Here is a 24,605-nt window from a genome sequence, read left to right as displayed (position 1 = left end):
ATGTGCGGGCCTCTTCCTCCCGAATCGGAGCGGCCGGTCGACCGCTCCGATTCGGGAGTGTTCCGCTTCAGGCACGTACCGTCACCCTGCGTGATGATTCTTTCGCGCGCGTTCCCAGTTGCCGGGTGCACCAGTTGCATTGATCTCATCCGGTGCATATACCTCCAAAATCCACTATCGCCGGCGGCAGTAGTGGCATGGGACAGCGCTGGGGGCAGGCCGGGCGCTGTTGACGTAGACCCGGTCCTCCAGCCCGCAGTTGACGGCCGCCCGAGCCAGGTGATCATGTGGAGCGAGGTGTCCGACCCGGCCCGGCGCGGCCGTGACGCGGCACGGATCAGCCGGCCGGCTCCAGGACGAAGACGGGGATCAGACGCTCGGTCTTGGTCTCGTACTCGGCGTACGGCGGGAAGGCCGCGACGGCCCGCGCCCACCATTCGTCGCGCTCGGCGCCGGCCACCTCGCGGGCGACGTACGGGTCGATCGCGGTGCCGTCCTGCAGCGTCAGGGCCGGGTTCGCCTTCACATTGTGATACCAGGAAGGGTGTTCGGGGCTGCCGCCCTTGGACGCGACCATCGCGTACCGGCCGTCGTGCTCGACCCGCATGACGGGGACGTAGCGCTCCTTGCCGGTCCGCGCGCCGGTCGTCGTCACCAGCACGATCGGGCGATCCAAGATCAATACGCCCTCGGTGGTGCCCTGCGTGAGGATCTGCTCGGTCTGCCTGCGGACCCAGTCGGTCGGGCTCATTTCGGGATTCGTCGTCACAACTGGCCCCAACCGTCCATCCGGCATCACTATTCCGCCGGTGACCGACCGATCACCGGTGCGGTTCAGAATCCGCACAGCAACTGCTGCAACCGCTGTAACTGGCCCGGCGGCAGCCCGCTGCGGACCCGCCGGGGATCCGAGGGGCGGCGGCCCCACAACAGCAGCAGCCGGGCCGCCGGATCCGTCTCCACCGCGGGACCGTCGTCGGGTTCGACCAGCGCGAACCGCCCCTCGCCGCGCCGTACCTCGACGACGAGATCGGGCTGGTCGGGGCACCGCAGCCGGGCGGCGAAGTCGGCCCCGGTTCCGCCCGCACCGGCCAGACCGGTTGCGAGCAGCGAGTTCTGCAGCATCCGTACCGAGTGCGCGAGCAGTTCGGGCCGGGCCAGCACCTCGTCGCCCTGGCCGTCGTCGCCGACGAGGTCCCAGCGGTGCACGGCGAACTCCTGCCGCATGTGCAGGACCAGTTCCCCGACCGGCATGCCCCACCCCAACCCGGGAACTGCCGCGGTCGGATCGGGGGCGGCAAGGTGCTTGAAGAGTTCGGTCATCTCCCGTTCGCCGGTCTCCAGCCGGCGGCGCAGCACCCGGTCGTCCAGCGCCTGGTACGGCAGCTCCCGCGCCGCCCAGTCGGTCACCGCCGGAGCGGGCCGCCCCTCGAGATGGGCCCGGGCCTGCTCGGTCAGGAGTTCTACACCGGAGACCAGGTGGGCCACGACCTCGTGCGCGGTCCAGCCCTGGCAGGCGGTCAGCGCGTGCGGTGGCACGTCCTGCAGGGTGTCGAGGAATACGTCGATCTCCGGCCGACCCCGCGGGTCGTCGCGGTCCGTCGCTGCGGATGGCACGTTGAGGACCATTCACCCTCCCGGCGGTGATCTTGTTTCGGATGCTAGCGCACGGAAGGCCGGCTACCGTCCGCCATAAGTGCAGGTTGCGGCCACGTTCGGCGGGTGCGGGGCGAGCCGGGCCCGGGCCGGTTCGGTACGGTCGCCGGGTGAGCGACGACGAAGACTTCGCCGACCTCATCGAGCGGCACCGGGGCGAGCTGCGAGTGCACTGCTACCGGATGCTCGGGTCCTTCGACGAAGCGGAAGACCTGGTTCAGGAGACGTTGCTGCGGGCCTGGCGGGGCCGGCACGGATTCCAGGGGCGCTCGTCGATCCGCGCCTGGCTCTACCGGATCGCGACCAACGCCTGCCTCGACGCCCTCACCGGTCGGGCGCGGCGCGTGCTCCCACACCACGTCGGACCGCCGTACGACCCGGGCCAGCCGCAACCCGCCGTCGTCGCCCCCTCCTGGCTGCAGCCGTTTCCCGACCACCTGTGGGAGCCGGTCGCGCCGCACTCCGACGAGCCGGAAGCGAGGGTCGTCGCGAAGGAGACGCTGGAGTTGGCGTTCCTGGCCGCGATCCAACACCTGCCACCCCGGCAGCGCGCCGCGGTGATCCTGCACGACGTGCTCGGCTGGCCGATCCGGCAGGCGGCCCAGACACTGGACGGCACCGTCGCATCCGTCAACAGCGCGCTGCAACGGGCACGAGCGACCCTGCGCAAGCACCTGCCACCGGGCCGGGCCGACTGGGCACCGTCCGCCCCGCCCACCGACGAGGAGCGCACGGTGCTACGCCGATACATGTCGGCGGCCGAACGGGGCGACCTCAACGAGATCGCCGAACTGCTGGCCGAGGACGTAAGAACGACGATGCCGCCGTACCCGGAATGGCTCGCCGGCCGACCGGCGGTGCTCGCGGCACTGTCGACGAGCTGGGACCCCAACTCGCCCGAGTACGTGGGCACGTTCCGGATGCTGCCGGCACGGGCCAACGGCCAGCTCGCCGCCGCGGCCTACGTACGACGCCCCGAAGAGCACTCGTACGCGCCGTTCGCGATCGGGGTGCTGTGCGTCGAGAAAGGCCAGATCACGGAGATCACCGCATTCCACAATCCGGCCCTCTTCCCGGCGTTCCGGCTGCCACCGCGCCTCGACCGATAGTTTTTCCGGGCGACCGTAGTCTCAAGAAGCATGACCAGAGTTCTCTACTCCGCGACCATGTCACTCGACGGCTACATCGCCGGCCCCGGCGGTGACATGTCCTGGCTCGCCGAGCACGTCGGCGGCCCCAACCCGGTGGCCGACGACCTCGTCGGAAAGATCGGCGCGCTGCTCATCGGCGCCCGCACCTACTACGGCGACGACCCGAACCGCGACACCGACAAGGAAGGCGCCTTCGGCGGCCAGTGGACCGGCCCGCAGTTCGTGCTCACCCACCGGCCGCCCACCAACCCCGTACCCGACACCACCTTCGTCGACGACCTGACCAGCGGAGTGGCCGCGGCCAAGGCCGCCGCCGGCGACCGGTACGTCAACGTCCTCGGCGCCGACGTCGCCGCCCAGTGCCTGGCGGCGGGCCTGCTCGACGAGATCCTGGTGTTCATCGCACCCGTACTGCTCGGCGACGGCGTACGCCTGTTCCACCACCCCGGTGGCGCCCATGTGCGGATGGACGAGGTCACGACCGCGCAGGGTCCCGTACCGACCATCTGGCTGAAGGTCCGGCGGTAACGGAGGCCGCGACAGGCGTGCCGCTCCACCGCGTCCGGCGGGGGAGCGGCACACCACGCGCACTGCCAGTGTTCCGCGTATGAATCCCGCCTACCGGGTCAGCGGGCGGCGACCCGTCAGGCCGCACGGACGGAGCCGCTGCGGACAGTAGGGTCGTCAACGTGGTGAGCGTACCGGTGGGTAGGCACATAGTCGTCGTCGGAGCTGGCATCGTCGGCGCGTCGGTGGCCTACCACGCCGCCCGGGCGGGCGCCGCCGTGACGTTGCTCGATGCCGGGCGGCCAGGCGCCGGCGTGACGGCGGACTCGTTCGCCTGGGTCGGAGCGTCCGGCGTACGTACCGGTCCGGCGGCCGGGATCCGGGCCACCGCGACGGAGGAGTACCACCGGGTCGAGGCCGAGTTGCCGGGACTCCCGGTGACCTGGTCCGGCTCACTGAGCTGGCGCGCGGAAGGCAGCGCGCCGGAGGCCGGACCCGGGCAGGAGATCGTGGACGCGGCCACCGTGATGACGCTCGAGCCCAACCTTCGACAGCCCCCGGAGTGGGCCGTATGGGCACCCGACGACGGCGCCGTCGACCCGGTCGGCGTGACCGAGCGGCTGGTCGCCGGCGCCCGCGCCCATGGCGCCCGGGTACATCTGGACACCGCAGTCACCGCGGTCCGCCGGGATGCGGCGGGCCAGGTGGCCGGGGTCGAGACGGCCGTAGGACCCCTGTCCGGTACGACTGTGGTGTTGGCGGCCGGCGTTGCCACGGCCGCGCTCGGCGCGTCGCTCGGCGTGCGTGTCCCGGTCGAGCCTTCACCGTGCCCGCTCTTCCGGCTTCGCGCGCCGGCCGGCCTGGTCCGCACCGTGGTCAACACTGAGGACTTCGATCTCCGGCCGGTCGCCGCGGACCGGCTGATCGCCGCCGCGGACTCGCCCGCACGGACCCTCGCCGCCGTCCGGTCCACCTTCCGTGGTGCCGGGAGCGTCGAGCTGCTCGGCACACGGCTCGGAGTACGCCCGATGCCGGCCGACGGTGAGCCGATCGTCGGTCCGGTCGCCGACGTACGCGGTCTCTACCTGGCGGTGATGCACTCGGCGGTCACGCTTGCCCCGGCCATGGGTCGCCTCATCGCGCGGGAACTGGTCAACGGCATCGACGAGCCGGTGTTGTCGGGTTGCCGCCCCGATCGCTTCTAGCGTCCCGCATCTGAATCTCGCTCACCGGTGGTGTGCGGCAGGATCTCGGCGGCGGTCTTGGTCCAGGTGAAGGGGTGGCGTCGGTCGTTCCAGCCGTCGATGAAAGTGCGGATCGCGGCGATGAGTTCCTTGACGTTGTCGAACGACCCCGCGCAGACCTCGACGAGGTTGAGCCGAGATCCGGAGGGGTCGGGGTGAAGTGCGCGCGTGCACCCTGGGGTTCTTCTTCAGCTGGCGATCTCGGGGCGCTCGTGGGTGTGGTGGTTGTCAGGCCTATCCGCGCCGGCAGTTGCACCTCGTGCTGTGGCGATCTTTCGCAGGAAGTCGCCGAACTCAGCCTTGCTAACTGAACGATCCCGACCACGACCGGCAATCAAGCGGTCCACATGGGAGCACTCCACGTGCGCGGGGAGCAGCTGCGCCAGACGGACGACCAGTGATCGCCGACGGGATCATCCCCGCATGCGCGGTGAGCAGTACGAGCGGCTGTACCGGCGCGGCTCCGCCTCCGGATTACCCCCGTCTGCACGGGGAGCAGCCCTGCTGGTACACCTCCTTCGCGATCTGCTTCGGATCAACCCCGCATGCGCGGGGAGCAGCTTGACCTGCAACTCGCTCGCGGTGATGCCGAGGGATCACCCCCGCGTGCACGGGGAGCAGGATGTTGCAGACGGATCAGTGTGGGCCGACCGGGGACCACCCCCGCGTGCGCGGGGAGCAGCTCAGGTCGCTGAGGTCGCGGGCGAGCGCCTCGGGATCACCCCCGCGTGTGCGGGGAGCAGACCATGTTTCGCTGGGCATAGTCCTTGTGCTGGGGATCACCCCCGCGTGCGCGGGGAGCAGGGGTGAACACGCCGCTCGCCCCACTCCGGCACGGATCACCCCCGCGTGCGCGGGGAGCAGAGGGCGATCCGGCGGGCTCTGCTGCTCGACAAGGGATCACCCCCGCGTGCGCGGGGAGCAGTTGTGGCGGCTGACGGTCTACGACGACCGGGTGGGATCACCCCCGCGTGCGCGGGGAGCAGCTTGTCTTCCTTGACCCCCTTACGCGGGACCAAGGATCACCCCCGCGTGCGCGGGGAGCAGGATCAGGACTACATCATCTGACCCGACAATCAGGGATCACCCCCGCGTGCGCGGGGAGCAGATGTGTTGGCCTAGCCTCAGCCGCTAAGGCACGGGATCACCCCCGCGTGCGCGGGGAGCAGAGTGACGCACGACCTAACGCTGTGGTCGGCCCGGGATCACCCCCGCGTGCGCGGGGAGCAGGTCGCGGTCCGTGAATTCCGCTCGTACTGCATGGGATCACCCCCGCGTGCGCGGGGAGCAGGGTGAGTACAACAATGGATGACAACAGACGACGGGATCAGATCACCCCCGCGTGCGCGGGGAGCAGAAGGACAGCGACGTGTCCCCGGTGGACCGGGCGGGATCACCCCCGCGTGCGCGGGGAGCAGGCTCATGCGGTCCGTCCGTGACATGCAGGCCAGGGATCACCCCCGCGTGCGCGGGGAGCAGATGCGGGGAAAAGAACGTCGGTCGGATGCCGCGGGATCACCCCCGCGTGCGCGGGGAGCAGCGCCTCGGGATCGCCTTCTGCCTGAACGTCGAGGGATCACCCCCGCGTGCGCGGGGAGCAGATGTCACCGCGCTTTAGCTCCGAACGGCTCACCGGATCACCCCCGCGTGCGCGGGGAGCAGGAGGCTCCAGGTGTTGACCTGACACTCGAACTGGGATCACCCCCGCGTGCGCGGGGAGCAGGGGTCCACGATCGCCCGCCAGAACGCCCGGACCGGATCACCCCCGCGTGCGCGGGGAGCAGGCTTTCTGACCTGGTGCTCTAAAGATCAAGTAGGCCGTTTTTCTTCACTTTGGTTGGCAAGCTTCCATCTGGATTTATCGATTCGGCAAAACCAGCGTCCCGTGCGAACTATTGAGACTAGAGGCTAGGGTTCCGGCCTTCAGCTCCATTGTAGAAGGGCGGGTAGTCCGGACCTCTGTTCGTACGGGAGCGTGCCGTGGACGCCAAGGCCGGCACCACCGACGAGGCCCGGGTTTCCGTCCCGTCAGCTGTCACCGGCTACCCGCGTAGAAGTTCACCGTCGTTGCGCTGTGTCCGGTATCCGTGGGCGGCCGCCCAGGGCCCGTAGCGCGTTGACGATGACGGCGACGTCGATGCCCTCCTGAAGAAACGCGCCGGCAACGGGCGGCAGCAGCCCGAACGCGGCCGCGACCATGGCGACCACTGCCATCCCCATGCCGGCGGTGGCGCTCTGCACCGCGATCGCCCGGGACCGGCGGGCGATCTCCACCGCATCGGCGAGCCGGTCCAGCCGGTCCACCGACAGCACCGCGTCGGCGACGTCCGCCGACGCGGTCGCTCCGGTCGCCCCCAGTGCCACGCCTACCCCGGCGGCGGCCAGCGCGGGGGCGTCGTTGATGCCGTCGCCGACCATGACGGTCACGCCGTGCTCCGACTCGGCGCGTACCCGGTCGACCTTCTGCTGCGGGGAGCAGCGGGCCACCACGTCGTCGACGCCGACCGCCCGGGCCACCCGGTCGGCCGCCTCGGGCCGGTCCCCGGTCACCATCACCAGCTTCGAGAAGCCGGCCTGCCGCAGCCGCCGTACGGTGTCGGCGGCGTCCGGGCGTACCGGGTCACGCAGGAGAACCGCACCCGTCGGACTGCCGTCGACGCTGACCCACACCGTCGACAGGCCGTCGGTCTCGGCCCGGTCCCGTTCGCGTACGGCCCATTCCGGCAGGTCGCCGCCGTGCTGCCCGACCCGGACCAGCCGACCGTCGACCCGGCCCCCGGCCCCTTGACCGGGATCCTCGGTGACCTGCTCGGGCACCACCGGCCGCAGCCCCCGCTCCCGGGCCGCCCGCACGATCGCCGCCGCCAGCACGTGCGCCGACAGTTGCTCGACCGAGGCCGCCAGCCGCAGCACCTCGTCCCGGTCACCGCCGGGCGCCGCCACCACCCGATCCACCCGCGGGCGGCCGGCGGTCAACGTCCCGGTCTTGTCCAGCAGCAGGGTCCGGGCCCGGCCGAGCAGTTCCAGCGATCCGCCGTCGCGAACCAGCACCCCGAGGCGGGCCGCCCGGGACAGCCCGGACACGATCGCGATCGGGGTGGCCAGCAGCAGCGGGCACGGCGTCGCCACCACCAGCACCGCGACCGCCCGTACGAACTGCCCGGACACCGCCCACGCGAGACCCGCCAGGACCAGGGTGAACGGTACGAACGCCGCCGCGTACCGGTCGGCGAGCCGGACCATCGGCGCCTTCGCCGCGTTCGCCTCCTCGGCCAGCCGGACGATGCCGGCGTAGGTGCTCTCGGCCGCGGTGCCGGCGGCCCGCAGCCCGAACGCCGCGCCGGCGTTGACGACGCCGCTGGCCAGCCGGTCCCCGGCCGGCCGCTCGACCAGCCGCGACTCGCCGGTCACCACCGACTCGTCCAGCGTCGCCGGCTCCTCGGTACGACCGTCGACCGGTACGACCTCGCCGGGGCCGACCAGTAGCCGGTCGTCGCGGCGTACCCGGTCGACGTCGACGGTCTCGATGCCGCCGTCCGCGGTGCGGCGGCGGGCCGTACGCGGAGCCCGGGCCAGCAGTTCGTGCAGGTCCCGGCTGGCCCGGCCCTGGGCGTATATCTCCAGCGTGTGACCGGTGGCCAGCATCAGCGCCACCACCGCCCCGGCCAGGTACTCACCGGTCAGCAGGGTGCTGACCAGGGCCAGGGTGGCGATCACGTCCACGCCGATGCGCCGCTGCCGCAGCGACCGGAGCAGCCAGCGCAGCGTGACCAGCAGGGTGACCAGGGCCGCCACGGCCCAGCAGGCGTCGGCGGCCCGGCGCGATCCGGCGATCCAGAAGCCGGCGCCGAGCAGCACCACGACCGTCAACACGGCCAGCGGCGCGAAGTCCCGCCACCGCCGCCAGCGTGGTGTCCCACCCATGCTTGCCACATCCCCGGCCGAGGCACGCCCGAACATGCCGGCCGGACCCGTCGGGGTGACTCCGCCGAGGTATCCGGAACCACCGGCACCGGCCCGGTCTGTTGGGCACGATGGAGGCGACGGGGGTGGGGATGGCAGGCGACCGCCTCGAACTCTTCGCCGCCGCCCGGCATTTGCCGGCGATCGAAGAGTTGGCTGCGGGCCAGCGAGGCGCTGGCTCACCGCGACACGGCTCGGGATCTTGATGGTCCCGCTGAGCTGGGTTGTCGAGGTGTCCGCGGCCCGGCAGACCCTGCGTGGAATCCTGTCCGGCCTCGGCCAGCCCGGATGCGGGACGAGCCGGTGCCGCGTACGCCCCGCCTGCCGGTCAAGCAGGTCATGAATGGGGCCGGGCACCGCCGCGACTTACCTGAGCGCGGTACAGGACCGTGACGGCTGGTCTGGCAGGCTCGGCCCACATGAACCACGGAAAAGACTGGTACGACTGGCACCGCCCTTACGCCGACCACGGCTCGCCGCTGGCACACAGGCTGCGCCTTGTTCAGCGGCACATCGCCGCGTGGCTCGACGAGCGGCCCGGCAAACCCGTGACCGTGGTCAGCGTGTGCGCCGGCCAAGGCCGCGACATCCTCGACGTGCTGGCAGCGCGCCCTGACGCCACGCGGGTCGGTGCCACCCTGATCGAGTACGACCCGCGGAACGTAGCCGCAGCCCGAGCAACAGCAGCCGCCGAAAACCTCGACACGGTGACTGTCATGCAGGCCGACGCGGGCGACCTCGCCTCGTACCGACAGGCGGTGCCCGCCGACCTCGTCATCATGGCGGGAGTCCTGGGCAACATCAGCGACGCCGACGCCCGTACCACCATCAACGCGCTGCCACAGCTCTGCGCCCTCGGTGCCACGGTGATCTGGACCAGGACCCGATCTACGCCCGACCTCACGCCAGCGATTAGAACGTGGCTGGCCGACGCGGGATTCGCCGAAGAGGCATTCCACGCCCCCGACGGTGTCCTGTTCTCCGTTGGCGTCCACCGCTTCACCGGCACCCCGCAGCCGTTGCCTGCTGGCGGCAAGATCTTCCAGTTCATCGCATGATGTCAAACCGAAGCGCCGACGCATTGGGAGATCGGAGGTAGGTCTGGTTGCTCGGCCGGGCTCATCCCGGGCGGTTGCCTTCTCACGGGCTGCGGGCTGTCATTCGGCGATCGGCGCCACCATCATCCCGACCGCCCCGCAGGTTTGCGGCGCGTTGGCGAACTGGTCACCGTCGAGGACGTAGAGCAGCCCGTTCCACCGGCGTGACGACGGAGATGCGCTGGCCTCTGGGGAGGGGCTGTCGTCCATCGCCTTGACGCAGGGGTAGAGGTGGCGGGGGGCCGCGTCGTCGAAGAGCTGGCTCCACGATCTGCGGCAGGCATCCACCGGGGACTCCTCGGCGGAGGAAGCCGCCTCACCCATGCGCTGCAGCCCGGCGGTGGCGCACAGGAAGGCATCCCCGTTCGCAGGAAGGGCCTCCCGGGGGGCGGTGGGCGCGCCGTACCCGCCGATCGCGGCGGTCGCGCCCCCAGCAAACAACACTCCTGCTACCACCGCACCCGCGATCCCCAAAGCCCGTCGCCGGGAGCGTTGTGCGGGCTGCCGTGCTGTGTCGAGAACCTTCGCGAGCATCGCCTCTCCTTGCGCGCTGGCTGCGAACCCAGGCGGATGGTCGGGACGCGCGCTCCGGATCGACTGTTCGGTGTCGTGCCGCTTCACTGGAGCCCTCTCGTATATGCCGTCAGACTGGTCGTGGACGCGGCCGGTGTTTCCGCTGGTTGCCGCTCGTAGGCGGCCTGGAATCGTCGGCGGGCCCGGTGAAGCCGCACGGCGAAGGTCGCCGTGGAGCAGCCCAGCACCCGGGCCGCCTCGCCGCCGCTGAAGTCGTACCAGTACCGCAGCAGCAGCACCTCCCGATCGCCCTCGGCCAGCACCGCCAAGGCCCGGAGCACGTCCGCTCGCTGCGCGGCCTCCGGCTCCGGATGGTCAGCCTCACCAGCAGCGGGCTGGGCGTGTAGCCGGGCCCGAAGTGCCACGTCTCCCCCGCGTAGGCGCTGGTGTTGCAGAATCAGCCGCCGGGCCACCCCGAACAGCCAGGGCCGCTCCTGGCCCTCCCTGACTGTTTCCAGCCTCCGCCACGCCACTACGAACACCTCGGCCACGAGGTCCTGGGCATCGTGGCCGCCCAACCGGTCACTGGCGTAGGCCAGGACCGCATCGCCATTTCGCCGAAACATATCGGTCAACCGTTGCCGGTCGGCGGCGGCCCGCTCCGATTCCCGAATTGGTGCTGTCACACCCGTACTTGTCGCCCCACGACGAAATCCTTACCGACCCCGGAGGACTTTCCAAGCGCACCCTCTACGCTGTTGGGACTGGTGACGGGACAACACCGAGAGCGCCGGTGGTGAGGCCGTCGCCGATCTCGCGGGCCAGGGCCGCTCCGGCCGCCGCCGCCTGCTCGAGCGTGTGGCGAAACTCGACAAGCTGACGGAACGCCTGCCCGTACGCCTGCTGCTGGTCGAGCGGTACGACAGGAATCGTGAGCCGGCGGATGTCGATGCGTAGGGTGCCGCTCGCGGTGCTCGAGGTTCGGCCGGCGATCCGCAGGTTGTCCGTGCGGGAGAGGACACCGGCGACGAACCATGGGTCGAAGCGGGTTGTGTCGACGCGTATCAACTGGACGCCGGGGCCGAGTTCGGCGCCGACCTGTTCCGGCGTGGCGACCCGGGCGGTGATTCTGCGGCCGATGACCGGGACGAGGATGTCGCCGGCGTCTACCCGCGGTCCGGGGGTGTCGTCGGTGGCACGGGTCGCCTGTCCGCTGGCTGGCCCGCCGGTCAGGATGTCGGCGGCGGTCAGCACGGTGCCGCCGGCGGCGTCGGCTGATCGGCTACGGGAGACGGTGCGCTGGACGGTGATACTGCCGGATCGGATCAGGTCGGTGACGTCGGCCTGGGGAGCTTCGCGCAGCGGTGCTGTCGGTGTCTCGTGGACCGCGGGCAGGCTGCGTCGCATGTGGTCGAGGAGCCGGTCGAAGTCGCCGATCCTGCCGATGATCTCGGTGGGGGTGGTGGCGAGTGTGCCGGCCTGTGGCAGGTGACGCTGTGGTGTCAGGTCGACCTGGTCGTCGAGCAGTTCGATGGCGGGTACGGCGCGGTGGACGCCGGGCATTTCGGCGTAGCTGTCGGAGCGGTACGCGTTCCAGGCGGTGCCGACGATCTGGGTGAGGGGTTGGCCGGCCGGCGCGGTGGTGGTGTCGAGCATGAGCAGGTTTCCGGCGCCCGGCTGGTGCGGATCGGGCTGGGTGAGGACCCAGACGTGTAGTCCGATGGCGGTTGGCGGCATCAGGCCGGCGGGGAGGGCGATGACCGCGCGCAGCGCTCCGTGGCGGATCAGTTCCGCGCGTATCCGGCGGCCGGCGGGGCGCGATGCGGCGGCCGGCGGCATGAGTACGACGGCGGTGCCGCCAGGGGAGAGGTGGGCGAGGGCGTGCTGCACCCAGGCGAGTTCGGGTTCGGTGCGTGGCGGCAGGCCGTAGGTCCAGCGGGCGTCGTAGGCGAGGCGGTCGTGGCCCCAGTCGTGGATGCCGAAGGGGAAGTTGGCGACGACGACGTCGGCCCGCAGGTCGGGTAGGGCGTCGGCGAGCAGGCTGTCGCCGACGTGGACGACGGGCGGTTCCGATGCCTGTCCAGCGCGCCGGGTACGCAGGTGCACGAACCACAGGCGCAGCAGGGTGATCAGCGCGTACTGGGCGTTGACTTCCTGTGCGTGGCAGCGGGTGGCCGTGCCGTCGTGCAGGGCCCGGTCGGCGGCCATGCGCAGGATGGATCCGGTGCCGCTGCTGAAGTCGAAGGTACGGGCTCCTGCGCCGGCGAGGGTCAGCATCACGTCGGCGACGACGTCGGGTGTGCCGGCGAGGCCGGACATGGAGTGGGCCGACGTCACGTACTGGCCGTGCAGGTATTCGAAGGCGGCTTCCGCGCCCTGTTCGGAGCCGAACTGGTCGACCGTGCGCAGCAGTGTGGTGAGCGGCGCGGTCCACTGTTTCGGCAGTACGTCACCGATCAGCTCGGCCAGGCCGGAGTCGAGGGTGCGCAGGTGGCTGACGAGCTGTTTCGGGGTCGGCAGGCTGTCGCCGGGTGGCCCGGCCTGGTCGGCGCGCAGGAGCAGGAGTGCGCCGGCGATGCCGAGGGCGTCGCTGATCTGCGCCGCGGGCTGGTAGCTCTCGATGTGTCGCCAGGCCCATTGCGCGGTGCCGGCCTGCGTGAGTCGTCCGTGGCGATGCAGCCACTGTTCGACTTCGCGGGCGTCGAACGCGGGGCTCGTCGGGGTGCCGCCGACGGGTGTCGGGAAGTCGGCGTAGCGGCGCCGCCAGTTGCTTACCGCTGCCCGGCCGACGTTGGCCAGTCGCGCGATGCCGCTGGCGGTCACGGTGGCCTCGCGTGGGGCCAGGGTCGACTCTTTTGTCACGCGTGAACGCTAGCATGACGATAGGGATTGTGTACACGGTTCACAGGGGCTATGTTCTTGGGCAGTTCCGATCCCCGACTCAGGGAGGACCAATGCCGCGTCGAGGGCGCAGCAGCACCATCGGAAAGTTCGCGAAGCTCCATCAGGACCGCCGGGTCTCCGAGATCAGGGTGCTCGGCGAGCTGCTGCGGCGTGAGCAGGACCCGAGGCCCGGCGAGGGCCCGCGACGAGACCTGTGCGATCAGGGCCCAGCGGTCCGCTGACCCGTATCCGCCTGACCCGACTACCGAAGGAGGACCATGAACACCCTTGTTCGTACCCACGCCGCCGACCGCCCCGTCCGACAGCTTCCCGCCGGTCACGTACGCGTGCCGTGGCTCCCGGCGGTACGTGTCCCCCTCCACGCTGAGCCCGGCCCCTCACGCGTACGCGCGAGTGCGCCTTGACCCCGCCGTCGGCGTGGCCATCGCCGACGCGTACGCGTCGGCACCCGTGCGGGACGAGCGGGCCTACCCGGCGTACGCCGCGTTCTGCCGGGAGACCGTGCGGCAGTACCACTTCATGGTGGGGCGGGCGGAGTTCGGCGGCCTGGGCGTAACGGTCCGGATCGTCGACACCGACCCGTACCCGGACGCCGCCGCGATGCTCGCCGACCTGCGGCGGCGCCGGCTGAAGGTGTGGGCCAGCGCCGCCAGCGGCAACCCCCACCCCTACCTCAGCGACGCGGAGAACGACATGTTCCGTGCGGTCCACGACGTGTTCGGGCACGCGGCGATCGGCCGCGGCTTCGACCGGCACGGCGAGGAGGCGGCCTGGCTGAAGCACAGCACCATGTACTCGCCGCTGGCCGGGCGTGCGCTGGCGACCGAGACGCGCGGGCAGAACTGTGTCCGGATCTTCAGGTGCGGCGACGGCCGTTTTCCGGCGCAGAAGGTGGTGTTGCTGCCGCGGACGTTCAGCGATCCGGGCCTGGTGTGTGCGGAGACGCCCGCCGTCACGTGCTGAGTCGCGCGATCTCCGTACGCAGATCCAGCACCGCCGGATGGTCCGGCCCGTCCACCGGCAGCCGGTCGTCGAGAATCGTCTGGAGTTGCCGCAGCGCCCGGCTGCGCTCGCCGAGCGCCACGTGGGTGCGGGCGGCGCGAGCCCGGTAGTCGAACACCCGGGGATCCTCGTCGCCGTACTGTCGCGCGTGGTGCTCGGCGAGCCGGCGCCAGTGCCGTGCGGCGGCGCGGTGCTCGCCGGCGGCCTGCAACCGTTCCGCGTGCGCGGCGGTCAACTCCACGTCGAACCCGGCGGCGGTCACCGTCGTGGGGCGAGCCTGCTGCGGCACTCGTCCCACGACGGCGGCGTATGCCCGCACCGCCGTCACGGCGTCGGTGACCACTCCGGGTATGGGTGGCAGGTCGTGGGAGAGCGGCGCCAGGACGGCGTAGACGTCGGCGGCGCTCTCCGGCCGGTCCCGGGGTTCGATCGCCAGCAGCGCGTGCACGAGGTCGTCGAGCACGGCGGGGATGTCCGGCCGCAACCGGGTGGGACGGGGCGGCGGGTCGTGCATCTGGTGCCGCAGTGTGGTCGTGGTGGTCACGCCGTCGAACGGCGGGCGGCCGGTGAGCAGGTCGAAGAGGGTCGCCCCCAGGCCGTACAGGTCGGTGCGGTGGTTGGTCTCCTCCCCGAGGACCTGTTCGGGAGCCATGTAGCCCACCGTGCCGAGACTCTGCCCGCTCTGCGTGATCCGCGAGTAGCGGTCGTCGTCGCGCACGACCGCCAGGCCGAAGTCGAGCACCTTCACCGCGCCACTGGTGTCCAGCATGATGTTGCTCGGCTTGATGTCGCGATGGACCAGGTCGATCTCCTGTGCGGCGAGCAGGATGCTGCTGACCTGCGCGCCGATGGCGGCCACCCATCCGACGTGCAGTGGTGCCTGCTCCGCAGCCAGGTCGGCGAGGGTGATTCCGTCGATCTTCTGGAACACGACGTACGGGTGGCCGTCATGCTCGCCGATGTCGTAGACGGCGGGTACGCCGGGGTGGTCGAGCCGGGCGGTTAGCAGCGCCTCACGCCGGAACCGGCGCAAGAGATCGGTGTCCACACTGGCGGCACTGACGAATTTCACGATGACCGGGCGGTCGAGCAACTCGTCGCGGGCCGGCCAGACGACACCCATGCCCTTGTGTGGCAACGGGAGTCGGGCCAGCTTGTACCGGTTCTTCAGGCTCGCACCGGGCACCACGAGGCTCAGCATACCGACCGGACGACCGGTGGTCCGGTACGGCCGTCCGGTCGAAACTGCCCGTCTCCGTGAACATCAACCACCATTGGTCGCTTGCAAAGGTCGTTCACAGAGTGCTTCAATGTGGACCGGCGTGCGGCGGCTCCGTCTACACGCTTCCCATGCTGCGTGACCGGCACGTTCGGCCGTGTCCGGGTCACGACAGGTTCCGACTTTCGCGCCCAGGTGTCGTATGGGTGTGCCACCGACAGGGGATGGTATGGCTGAGCTGGCCCTTGGTCGGGAGTTCCTGCCCGCCTATGCCGTGCTGCCACGTCGCGTGCAGAGTGCCGTCGTCGCCGCCATCGGCAAGTTCGCCCAGCACACCCACGCCGGGCTGCATCTGGAGAAGCTGGCCGGGGCACGGGATCCGAACATCCGCACCATCCGCATCGACCTGTCGTATCGCGGGGTGGTGCTCCGGCTCGGCGAAGAACGGTACGTGCTTCTCAACGTCCTGCCGCACGACGACGCCAACACCTTCGCGGTGAGCCGCCGGTTCACCGTCAACCAGGTGCTCGGCGTGCTGGAGATGCGCGACGAGGCGGGCATCGAGGAGTTCGCCCGCACCGAACCGTCGGAGCCGCCCGTGGCCGGACTGTTCGACCAGGTTTCGACGACCGACCTGGTGCGGCTCGGGGTGGACGAGGATCTGGTGCCGCTGCTGCGCATCATGGTCACCGACAAGCAGTTGGAGAGCCTCGCCGGGCGCCTGCCGGAGACGCAGCTCGACGTCCTGCGTGGGCTCGCCAGCGGAATGACCGTGGACGAGGTCCGGGCCGAGCTGGCCGACCGGATCGTGTCGGGTGTGGACACCGACGACCTGCTCACCGCGGCCCGCCGTACGCCCGAACGGGTTCACTTCGTCTCCGGGCCGATGGAACTCGCCGCCATCCTTGCCCACCCGTTCGACCTGTGGCGCACCTTCCTGCACCCGACGCAACGCGACGTAGCCCGCCGTGAGACGTACAGCGGTCCCGCTCTGGTCACCGGCAGCGCCGGCACCGGGAAGACCGTGACCGGCCTGCACCGGGCGGTGTTCCTCGCCGAACGGCTGCCCGACGGCCAGAAGGTCCTTCTCACCACGTTCACCCGCGCGCTCGCCGACGCCCTGACCAGACAGCTCTACCGGCTCACCACCGACCCGGCGGTCCGGGCGCGCATCGACGTGGTCAGCGTCGACAGGCTGGCGTACGAGATCGTGTCCCGGGACAGCGGGAAGGTCGCCGTCGCCGAGAGCACGATCATCGACCAGCTGTGGGAAGCGGCCGCGAAGGCCGGTCCCACCTACCTGGACCGCGCCGGCCACGTCACCACCTACAGTGCGGCCTTCCTCAGGCACGAGTGGGAACAGGTGATACTCGCGCAGCAGCTGACCACGCTCGAGGCGTACCGCGACGCGTCCCGCAAGGGCCGTGGCGCACGCCTGCGCGCCACCCAACGCGAGCAGGTGTGGGCCGCGATCCACACCGTGACGCAGGAGTTGGCGAAGCGCCGCCTGCGCACCCACACCCAGCTCGCCGACGACGCGGCCGCGATCCTGCGCCGCTCACCGGCCCCCTACCGGCACGTCGTCGTCGACGAAGGACAGGACCTGCACCCGGCGCAGTGGCGGCTGCTGCGGGCACTCGTCACGCCCGGGCCGAACGACCTGTTCCTGCTCGCCGACCCCTACCAGCGCATCTACGACAGCCACGTCTCCCTGACCCAGCTCGGCATCGAGGTCCGCGGCCGGACCCGACGGCTCACGGTCAACTACCGGACCACCCACGAGATCCTCGACCTGTCGGTCAGGATCCTCAACGGTGACGCCGCCGTCGGCCTCGACGGACAGGACGACACGTTGCGCGGCTACCGCTCGATCACCCGTGGCGGCGTACCCGAGGTCGCCGCCGCCGGGAGCCGCGACGACGAGCACGAAGCGCTGATCGAACGGGTGGGGACCTGGCTGGAGCAGGGGGTGGAGCCGCACGCGATCGGCGTGGCCGTCCGCACCGGACAGCTCGTCAAGACCGTCAGCAGGATCCTGAGCGACGCCCACATCACCGTCGCCGACGACAAGCGGGGCATCGACGGGGTGCACGTCGCCACCATGCACCGCATGAAAGGGCTGGAGTTCCAGTGCCTCGCCGTCGTCGGGCTCGACGCGGGCGTACTGCCGGCCCCGAACGCGCTCACCTCCGCCGCCGAGGACCCGCACGCCCACCAGCAGGACCTGCAACGGGAACGCTGTCTGCTGTTCGTCGCCCTGACCCGCGCCCGCGACGTGCTCTACCTGTCACACAGCGGTTCACCCAGTCCGCTTCTGCCGGTGACCCGATGAGCGCCGGCACCGCCGACGACGGTCCCAAGCTGGGCGACGCGGCACGCGCCGTCTGGGGCAAGACCGACCGCAAAGGTACGTCGCCGGTCGGCTGGCTGCCGCTGTGGCGGCACCTGGCCGACGCCGCCGACGTGGCCGGACAGCTGTGGGACCACTGGCTGGGCCGGGCGGTACGCCGACGCATCGCCGATGAGTTGCCCGGCGGCGACGCCGACGGTCGCACCCTGGCCGTCTGGATCGCCGGGGTGCACGACATCGGCAAGGCCACACCCGCCTTCGCCTGCCAGGCACACGCGCTGGCCGAGCGGATGCGCGACCACGGGCTCGACTACCGGCGGGACCTGATCCGCGCCGACCGCAGGTACGCCCCCCACGCCACCGCCGGGCAGATCGTGCTCGCGGAATGGCTGCAGGACCGCGGCTGGACCGACCCCCACCCGTACGCCGTCATCGTCGGCGGCCACCACGGCGTCCCGCCGACCGACGAGGGCCTCGACAACGTGCGACTGCGACCGCATCTGCTCGGCGACCCCGCCTGGCAGCAGGTGCAGGGGGAACTGCTGACCTGGATGACGGAACGGTCCGGCGCGGGGGACCGGCTCGTCGACTGGAACGACGTACCGCTGTCGCAGCCCGCCCAGGCCGCCCTCACCGGCCTTGTCATCGTCGCCGACTGGATCGCCAGCAACGAGGACTATTTCCCCTACGTCCTGGACAGCACCGACACCGACCGGCTGCACACCGGTTGGGACCTGCTGGACCTGCCCGTTCCGTGGCAGCCCGCCGTGCCGCCGCCGAGCGTGGACGAGCGGTTCGCGACCCGGTTCGCGCTGCCCGCCGGGGCGCTGCCACGCCCGGTGCAGCGTACGGTCGCCGAACTGGCCGAAACGATGCCGGCCCCCGGCATGATGATCGTCGAGGCGGCGATGGGGGAGGGCAAGACCGAGGCCGCCCTGGCGGCGGTCGAGATCATGGCCCACCGCACCGGCGCGTCCGGCTGCTACCTGGCACTGCCCACCCGGGCCACCAGCGACGCCATGTTCGGCCGGATGCTGTCCTGGCTCCGCCGGCTGCCCGACACCCAGGTCGGCCGCGGCGACCGCGACGTGCGGCTGGCCCACGGCAAGGCGGCACTCAACCCCGAGTACGACCGGCTGCGGAGGACATCGCTGCCGAGCGGCATCGCCGAGGACGAGGGCGGCACCGACATCGGCGTGCACAAGTGGCTCGCCGGACCCAAGCGGACACTGCTGTCCAGCTTCGTCGTCGGCACCATCGACCAACTGCTGTTCGCGGCGCTGCGCAGCAAGCACCTCGTGCTGCGTCACCTCGGCCTGGCCGGCAAGATCGTCGTCATCGACGAGGCCCACGCCTACGACGTCTACATGGGACGGTTCCTCGACCGGGCCCTGGAATGGCTCGGCGCGTACGGCGTGCCGGTCATCGTCCTCTCGGCGACCCTGCCGGCCAATCGGCGGGCCGAACTGTTGGAGAAGTACGACAACGGCCGGCTCGGCCCGATTCCCCGGCCCACCTGGCGCGACCGTGGCAAGCCGCGCGTCGACCCGTACGCCCCGCTCCGCACCGACCTGCGGTACCCGCTGGTCACGGTCTCCACCGCCGACCGGGGTGGCACCGCCGTCAGCTGTGCCGACTCGGGACGGGGCGTCGAAGTCCAGGTACAGCGGCTGCCCGACGACGTGCCGGCGCTGGCGGACCTGCTGCGCGACCGGTTGACCGACGGCGGCTGCGCGCTCGTGGTCCGCAACACCGTGGCGCGGGTCCAGGAGACCGCCGCCGCGCTGCGTGCGGCTCTCGGACCGGACACGCCGGTGTCGGTGGCGCACTCCCGGTTCATGGCCGTCGACCGCGCCGCCAAGGACCGCTGGCTACGTGACACCTTCGGCCCGCCCGGCACCGGCAGCCGCCCGCACCGGCACGTCGTGGTCGCCAGCCAGGTCGCCGAGCAGTCCCTCGACATCGACTTCGACCTGCTCGTCACCGACCTCGCCCCGGTCGACCTCGTGCTGCAACGCATCGGCCGGCTCCACCGTCATCCCCGCGACGGCCGGCCGGCCCGGCTGACCACACCGACCTGCTGGATCACCGGCGCCGACTGGACCACCGAACCGCCGCAACCGGTCAGCGGCTCCCGCCGCGTCTACCAGCCGGCCGCCCTCCTGCGCAGCGCCGCCGTGCTGCTGCCACACCTCGACAGCACACCGTTGCGACTGCCGTCCGACATCGCCCCGCTCACCCAGTCCGCCTACGGCGACGCGCCGCTCGGCCCGCCGTCGTGGCAGCCCGCGATGCTCGAAGCGGAGGCGAAGCAGCGGGACGAGATCACCGCCAAGGAACTGAAGGCCGACGGCTTCCGCCTGCCCGAGGTCGCCGAACCCGGAGTGCCACTGACCGGCTGGCTCTCCGGCGGCGTCGGCGACGCCGACGAGCGCGTGGCCCAGGGTCACGTCCGCGACACCGACGCCGAATCCCTCGAGGTCCTACTGCTGGTACGGACAGCCGACGGCCTGACTCTCCCGGCCTGGATCGACGGCGGTGGAGTACCGGTGCCAACCGCCAGCCTCCCGCGCTGGCCGCTGCCCCGGATGATCGCGCGCTGCACCCTGCCGTTGCCACGTTCGATGACCGCCGCCGACGTTATCGACGACGTCATCGCCGACCTGGAGCGACGTCACGACCTCGGCGCCTGGCAGGACAACCCCTGGCTGGCCGGCGAACTCGTGCTCGACGTCGACGCCGACGGGGCGGCCACCGTGGCCGGCTTCGACCTGCACTACGACCCCACCGAAGGGCTGCGCGTCGGCCGGGCCACCACCTGATCCCCACTCCGATTCACGAAGGAGGTGATGCCGTGAAGGGCTCACCACACCCAGCCGGATTCTCCCTGCTCGACCAGGCGTGGATTCCGGTGCTGGACGCCGCGGGCCGGCGCCGCGAGGTGTCGCTGCTCGGCCTGTTCGAGCAGGCCGACCGTGTCCGCATGATCGCCTGCGATCTGCCCACCCAGACGTTCGCGATCCTGCGGCTCGCCCTGGCGGTCCTGCACCGGGCCGCCGACGGCCCGCCCGGCGAGGCCGCCTGGCGGGCACTGTGGCGGGACCGCAGGCTGCCGGTTACCGACATCGCCGACTACCTCGGCGAGTTCCGCGACCGGTTCGACCTGCTGCACCCGACGCACCCGTTCTACCAGGTCGCCGACCTGCGGGCGGCGAAGGAGAACACGTACGGGCTGGAGCGGCTTCTCGCCGACGTACCGAACGGCATGCCGTTCCTTACCACCCGCGCCGGTCCGGGAATGGATTCGGTCTCGCCCGCCGAGGCGGCCCGCTGGTTGGTGCACTGCCAGGCATACGACACCTCTGGCATCAAAACGGGGGCGGTCGGAGATCCCAATGCCAAGAACGGCAAGGGATACCCGATCGGTGCCAGCTCGGTCGGCTGGCTGGGTGGCGTATACCTGGAAGGCGCGAACCTGCTGGAGACGCTGCTGCTCAACCTGGTGCCGGTCGCGCCCGGCTGGCAGGTGGCCGACGAGCGGGATCTGCCGGTGTGGGAGCGGGAACCGCAGACCGCCGCCGAGGAAGCCGCCACCACCCGTGGCCCGTACGGCCTGCTCGGCCTCTACACCTGGCAGTCCCGGCGGATCCGGCTCTTCGACGACGCGAACGGCATCACCGGCGCCATGATCTGCAACGGTGACCGGTTCGAGTGGCAGGACCGGCACCTGCTGGAGCCGATGAGCGTCTGGGGGCGCAGCGGGCCACGCGAGAAGGAACAGAAACGGATCCCGATCTACCTGCCCCGGCCGCACGACCACAGTCGGGCGCTGTGGCGCGGGCTCCAGACGCTGCTGCCGGCGCCGCCACCGTCGAATGCCGAGCCGCCGCAGCGGCTGTCACCGATGGTCGTGCAGTGGCTCGCCCGGCTGACCGTCACCGGCGTGGTCGGGCCCGACTTCCAGGCCCGTACCCGCGCCACGAGCATCACCTACGGCTCGAAGCAGTCGGTCGTCGACGAGGTGTTCAGCGACGCACTGACCATGAACGTCCTGCTGCTGGTCGAGGACTCGGCGCTGCGGGCGGCCGCCGTCGCCGCCGCAGACGATGCCGAGAAGGCGGTCGTCGTCCTACGCCGGCTCGCCGAGAACCTGGCCCGCGCCGCCGGCAGCCGGGACACCGACAGCAGCGAGGCCGACCGGGCGGCCGAGCGCGCGTACGCCCTGTTGGACCGTGCCTTCCGCGACTGGCTGGCCCGGCTGGGCCCGGACAGCGACCCGGTGGCCGAACGCGCCGGGTGGCAGCGGCTGGTCCGCCGGGCCGTCGACCGGCTCGGCCGCGACCTGGTCGAAGCGGCCGGGCCGAAGGCGTGGATCGGCCGGACCGGCACCGACCGGACCGGCCGGGAGGTGCAGTACTCCAGCTCGCAGGCCGAGGCGTGGTTCCGGGCCGGGCTGGCCAGGGCGCTGCCGATGGCCACCGAGCCCGCGCAGCAGAGACAGGAGGAGACAGCATGACGGTCCTGGAAAGCGACCAGCCGACCCGTAGGCCACGGGGCCGCTCGCGGAAGGACCTCGGCGAGCACGTCGCCAAGACGGTGGGCCAGCTACAGGCGCGGGTGCTGAGCAGCGCACCGCACCCGGAAGCCACCAGCGCGCTGGCCCGGCTCCGGCGCGGCATCGGCCGTACCCCGGGCTTCGACTACACCCTCGAGCGGTACCTGCGTGTCCCGGAGCACCTGCAGGGCTACCGGCCGGCCGACGACACGGAGGCGTCGGACGCCGAACACGCCGTGCACGACGCCGTGACCCTGTACGCGCTGCACCAGCAGTCGCGCCGGGAGCAGATGCACGTGTCGGGGCGTGGACTCGGCCAGGCGCTGTCCGAGCTCGTCCGCCGGTCCGCCGGGCCGGAGGGCGTACGGCGCCGCTTCGCCGCCCTCGGCACCGCCAGCACCTACGCCGAGAGCATCTACCACCTGCGCAGCCTGACCACGATGCTGCGCGAGCACCAGATCCCGCTCGACTACGGCCTGCTCGCCGACGACCTGCAGACCCTTCGCCGCCCGGCCGGCCGACCCAAGGTCCAGGCCATCTGGGGACGCGAGTTCTTCCGCAGCCGGCCCGACACCGACGTTGACAGCCCCGCCACCGACGCACTCCAGGAGGAGCCATCATGAACCGCACCATCATCGACGTCTACGCCCTCCAGACGGTGCCGCCGAGCAACCTCAACCGTGACGACACCGGCTCGCCGAAGACCGCCGTCTACGGCGGCGTACGCCGGGCGCGGGTGTCGAGCCAGGCGTGGAAGCGGGCCATCCGGCTGATGTTCGCAGACCTGCTCGACCGCTCCCAGCTCGGCGAGCGGACCAAGCGGGTGGGTGAGTCCCTCGCCGCCAGGATCCAGGCCCTGGATTCGAGCCTCACGGCCGAGGCCGCGTCCGCGCTGGCCACCGACGTCTTCGTGACCGGTGGTCTCGCCAAGCTCGACAAGAAGAAGGGCGAGGTGAAGGACGTCGAGTCCGGCTACCTGCTGTTTCTGAGCCACCGGCAGCTCGACAACCTCGCCGCCGCCGCGCTGGAGGCACACCGGGCCGGCACCGCTCTCGACAAGGCCCGGTTCAAGGCGCTCGTCGACACCGAACACTCGGTCGACATCGCGATGTTCGGCCGGATGGTCGCCGACATGACCGACATCAACGTCGACGCCGCCTGCCAGGTGTCCCACGCGATCAGCGTCCACGCCGTCGACAACGAGTTCGACTACTTCACCGCCGTCGACGACCGCAAGGCCGACGCCGCCGAGACCGGCGCCGGCATGATCGGCACCGTCGAGTTCAACTCGTCCACGCTGTACCGGTATGCCACCGTCGACGTCGACGCGCTGCACCGTACCCTCGGCGACGCGGCCGCGACCCGGGCCGCCGTCGAAGCGTTCCTGACCGCGTTCGCGCGCAGCATGCCAACCGGCAAGCAGAACACCTTCGCCCACCGCACCCTGCCCGACGCCGTGCTCGTACGGCTGCGCGACAGCCAGCCGATCAACCTGGTCGGCGCGTTCGAGACCGCCATCGGCGAGACCCACGCCACCGGCCGGATCGAGCAGGCCGCCGCCGCACTGGCCAGGCACACCGTGGCCGTCGAGACCGCCTACGGAGAGCGGCCGGTCGCGAGCTGGGTCACCCAGGTCGGGGAGAAGACCGCCGTGCTCGCCGATCTCGGCAAGGCGGTCAGCTTCGGCGAACTCGTCACCGGCGTCGGCGAGCAGGTCAGCGTGGCCCTCGGACAGCCCGCATGAGTGTCCTGCTGCTCCGGCTGGCCGGCCCGCTGCAGTCCTGGGGCTCGTCCAGCCGCTTCGCCCGCCGGGGCACCGACATCGCCCCGACCAAGAGCGGCGTGATCGGACTGCTCGCGGCGGCCAAGGGCATCCGGCGTACCGAGCCGCTCACCGAACTGCTCGGCCTGGAGTTCGGCGTACGGCTCGACCAGCCCGGGCAGATCCTGCGCGACTTCCAGACCGCCCGAAGCCTCGACGGCCGCCACAGCGCACCGCTGACCTACCGCTTCTACCTGTCCGACGCGGTCTTCCTCGCCGCCGTCAGCGGCGACCCCGAACTGCTGTACGGCCTGGCCGAAGCGCTGGGCCGGCCACAGTTCCCCCTCTATCTCGGCCGCCGGTCGTGCCCGCCGGTCGGCCCGATCAGCCTCGGCGTACACGACGGGACCCTCGACAAGACGCTGACCGAGTGGCCGTGGCTCGCCGCCGAGTGGTATCGCAAGAAGGCGGCCCGGACGGTCCGGCTGGAGATCATCCGGGACTCCCGTCCTGGCGAACCGGTCCACGAGACCGTGCCCGACGAACCGGTCAGCTTCGACCCCGCGCATCGGCAGCACACCTGGCGGTCGGTGCTGCGCCGGCACGTCGACGTCACCAACGACCTCGCGGAGCGGGCCGGTGTGGCCGAACACGACCCGCTGAGCCTGCTGGGAGGCTGAGC

The 24,605-nt window shown here is 71.2% G+C and carries 18 protein-coding genes and 1 CRISPR repeat array; of the genes, 11 read left to right on the top strand and 7 right to left on the bottom strand.

From position 1 onward, the window contains the following. Positions 1-337: 337 nt before the first annotated feature. Both AB0M79_RS22595 and AB0M79_RS22590 read right to left on the bottom strand, forming a co-directional pair. The gene (locus AB0M79_RS22595) at positions 338-751 is read right to left on the bottom strand and encodes a nitroreductase family deazaflavin-dependent oxidoreductase (protein ID WP_364216979.1); all 414 of its coding nucleotides are present in this window, start codon (positions 749-751) and stop codon (positions 338-340) included. A gap of 83 nt (positions 752-834) precedes the next feature. Continuing rightward, positions 835-1,617 carry a maleylpyruvate isomerase N-terminal domain-containing protein gene (locus AB0M79_RS22590; RefSeq protein WP_364216976.1) on the bottom strand — a complete coding sequence of 261 codons (783 nt, stop codon included), beginning with the start codon at positions 1,615-1,617 and terminating at the stop codon, positions 835-837. A gap of 149 nt (positions 1,618-1,766) precedes the next feature. Here AB0M79_RS22590 and AB0M79_RS22585 point away from each other — a divergent pair, with 149 nt between their 5' ends. From AB0M79_RS22585 to AB0M79_RS22575, 3 genes are all read left to right on the top strand, one after another. After that, a complete protein-coding gene (locus AB0M79_RS22585) occupies positions 1,767-2,765 on the top strand; it encodes a sigma-70 family RNA polymerase sigma factor (RefSeq protein WP_364216973.1) in 999 nt (332 codons plus the stop codon). A 30-nt stretch (positions 2,766-2,795) separates the two neighbouring features. After that, a complete protein-coding gene (locus AB0M79_RS22580) occupies positions 2,796-3,335 on the top strand; it encodes a dihydrofolate reductase family protein (protein ID WP_364216970.1) in 540 nt (179 codons plus the stop codon). Between the two features lie 176 nt (positions 3,336-3,511). After that, positions 3,512-4,519 (top strand): FAD-binding oxidoreductase, encoded by a 1,008-nt coding sequence (locus tag AB0M79_RS22575; RefSeq protein ID WP_364216967.1) that lies wholly within the window; start codon positions 3,512-3,514, stop codon positions 4,517-4,519. A gap of 388 nt (positions 4,520-4,907) precedes the next feature. After that, positions 4,908-6,342: a CRISPR direct-repeat array (repeat unit 28 nt; unit sequence GGATCACCCCCGCGTGCGCGGGGAGCAG). 274 nt (positions 6,343-6,616) lie between these two features. Here AB0M79_RS22575 and AB0M79_RS22570 read toward each other — a convergent pair. Continuing rightward, complete coding sequence (locus AB0M79_RS22570) at positions 6,617-8,482, bottom strand: heavy metal translocating P-type ATPase (RefSeq protein WP_364216964.1); 1,866 nt, start codon at positions 8,480-8,482, stop codon at positions 6,617-6,619. A 428-nt stretch (positions 8,483-8,910) separates the two neighbouring features. On the opposite strand from AB0M79_RS22570, the gene AB0M79_RS22565 reads away from it, so the two are divergent. Then, positions 8,911-9,579, top strand: coding sequence for a class I SAM-dependent methyltransferase family protein (locus tag AB0M79_RS22565; RefSeq protein WP_364216960.1), 669 nt, complete (start codon positions 8,911-8,913; stop codon positions 9,577-9,579). A gap of 99 nt (positions 9,580-9,678) precedes the next feature. On the opposite strand, the gene AB0M79_RS22560 is transcribed toward AB0M79_RS22565, so the two are convergent. From AB0M79_RS22560 to AB0M79_RS22550, 3 genes are all read right to left on the bottom strand, one after another. After that, positions 9,679-10,152 (bottom strand): hypothetical protein, encoded by a 474-nt coding sequence (locus AB0M79_RS22560; protein ID WP_364216957.1) that lies wholly within the window; start codon positions 10,150-10,152, stop codon positions 9,679-9,681. A gap of 83 nt (positions 10,153-10,235) precedes the next feature. Continuing rightward, the gene (locus tag AB0M79_RS22555) at positions 10,236-10,757 is read right to left on the bottom strand and encodes a sigma-70 family RNA polymerase sigma factor (RefSeq protein ID WP_364216954.1); all 522 of its coding nucleotides are present in this window, start codon (positions 10,755-10,757) and stop codon (positions 10,236-10,238) included. A 124-nt stretch (positions 10,758-10,881) separates the two neighbouring features. Further along, complete coding sequence (locus tag AB0M79_RS22550; protein WP_364216951.1) at positions 10,882-12,993, bottom strand: N-6 DNA methylase; 2,112 nt, start codon at positions 12,991-12,993, stop codon at positions 10,882-10,884. 435 nt (positions 12,994-13,428) lie between these two features. Here AB0M79_RS22550 and AB0M79_RS22545 point away from each other — a divergent pair, with 435 nt between their 5' ends. Further along, complete coding sequence (locus tag AB0M79_RS22545) at positions 13,429-13,998, top strand: hypothetical protein (protein ID WP_364216948.1); 570 nt, start codon at positions 13,429-13,431, stop codon at positions 13,996-13,998. Here AB0M79_RS22545 and AB0M79_RS22540 read toward each other — a convergent pair. Next, a complete protein-coding gene (locus AB0M79_RS22540; RefSeq protein ID WP_364216945.1) occupies positions 13,988-15,226 on the bottom strand; it encodes a serine/threonine-protein kinase in 1,239 nt (412 codons plus the stop codon). The genes AB0M79_RS22545 and AB0M79_RS22540 overlap by 11 nt on opposite strands. Positions 15,227-15,485: 259 nt before the next feature. On the opposite strand from AB0M79_RS22540, the gene AB0M79_RS22535 reads away from it, so the two are divergent. Genes AB0M79_RS22535 through cas5e form a run of 6 tightly spaced genes read left to right on the top strand, consistent with a single transcriptional unit; the run spans position 15,486 to position 24,603 of the window. Further along, entirely contained in the window at positions 15,486-17,588 is a 2,103-nt protein-coding gene (locus AB0M79_RS22535; RefSeq protein WP_364216942.1) for a UvrD-helicase domain-containing protein, read from the top strand. Further along, positions 17,585-20,428, top strand: a complete 2,844-nt coding sequence (gene cas3 / locus AB0M79_RS22530) for a CRISPR-associated helicase Cas3' (RefSeq protein WP_364216939.1) — start codon at positions 17,585-17,587, stop codon at positions 20,426-20,428. The genes AB0M79_RS22535 and cas3 overlap by 4 nt, the downstream gene beginning before the upstream one ends. Positions 20,429-20,460: 32 nt before the next feature. Next, the gene (gene casA, locus AB0M79_RS22525; protein ID WP_364216936.1) at positions 20,461-22,122 is read left to right on the top strand and encodes a type I-E CRISPR-associated protein Cse1/CasA; all 1,662 of its coding nucleotides are present in this window, start codon (positions 20,461-20,463) and stop codon (positions 22,120-22,122) included. Continuing rightward, on the top strand, positions 22,119-22,784 hold the full coding sequence (casB, locus tag AB0M79_RS22520; protein WP_364216933.1) for a type I-E CRISPR-associated protein Cse2/CasB: 666 nt from the start codon (positions 22,119-22,121) through the stop codon (positions 22,782-22,784). Before casA ends, casB begins: the two co-directional genes overlap by 4 nt. Beyond that, on the top strand, positions 22,781-23,905 hold the full coding sequence (cas7e, locus tag AB0M79_RS22515; protein WP_364216930.1) for a type I-E CRISPR-associated protein Cas7/Cse4/CasC: 1,125 nt from the start codon (positions 22,781-22,783) through the stop codon (positions 23,903-23,905). Before casB ends, cas7e begins: the two co-directional genes overlap by 4 nt. Further along, positions 23,902-24,603, top strand: coding sequence for a type I-E CRISPR-associated protein Cas5/CasD (gene cas5e / locus AB0M79_RS22510; protein ID WP_364216927.1), 702 nt, complete (start codon positions 23,902-23,904; stop codon positions 24,601-24,603). The genes cas7e and cas5e overlap by 4 nt, the downstream gene beginning before the upstream one ends. The last annotated feature ends 2 nt before the right edge of the window (positions 24,604-24,605 follow it).

It is taken from the genome of Polymorphospora sp. NPDC051019 (assembly GCF_040683055.1).
Lineage (GTDB): Bacteria > Actinomycetota > Actinomycetes > Mycobacteriales > Micromonosporaceae > Polymorphospora > Polymorphospora lycopeni.
Note: the sequence above shows the minus strand (reverse complement) of the source record. Positions and strands in the feature narration are given on the sequence as shown.

Bases quoted from the DNA above. Each gene is read 5' to 3' on its own strand.
- AB0M79_RS22595 (WP_364216979.1), bottom strand. From the start codon at position 751: ATGAGCCCGACCGACTGGGTCCGCAGGCAGACCGAGCAGATCCTCACG.
- AB0M79_RS22580 (WP_364216970.1), top strand. From the start codon at position 2,796: ATGACCAGAGTTCTCTACTCCGCGACCATGTCACTCGACGGCTACATC.
- AB0M79_RS22570 (WP_364216964.1), bottom strand. From the start codon at position 8,482: ATGGGTGGGACACCACGCTGGCGGCGGTGGCGGGACTTCGCGCCGCTG.
- AB0M79_RS22560 (WP_364216957.1), bottom strand. From the start codon at position 10,152: ATGCTCGCGAAGGTTCTCGACACAGCACGGCAGCCCGCACAACGCTCC.
- AB0M79_RS22555 (WP_364216954.1), bottom strand. From the start codon at position 10,757: ATGTTTCGGCGAAATGGCGATGCGGTCCTGGCCTACGCCAGTGACCGG.
- AB0M79_RS22535 (WP_364216942.1), top strand. From the start codon at position 15,486: ATGGCTGAGCTGGCCCTTGGTCGGGAGTTCCTGCCCGCCTATGCCGTG.
- cas3 (WP_364216939.1), top strand. From the start codon at position 17,585: ATGAGCGCCGGCACCGCCGACGACGGTCCCAAGCTGGGCGACGCGGCA.
- casB (WP_364216933.1), top strand. From the start codon at position 22,119: ATGACGGTCCTGGAAAGCGACCAGCCGACCCGTAGGCCACGGGGCCGC.
- cas7e (WP_364216930.1), top strand. From the start codon at position 22,781: ATGAACCGCACCATCATCGACGTCTACGCCCTCCAGACGGTGCCGCCG.
- cas5e (WP_364216927.1), top strand. From the start codon at position 23,902: ATGAGTGTCCTGCTGCTCCGGCTGGCCGGCCCGCTGCAGTCCTGGGGC.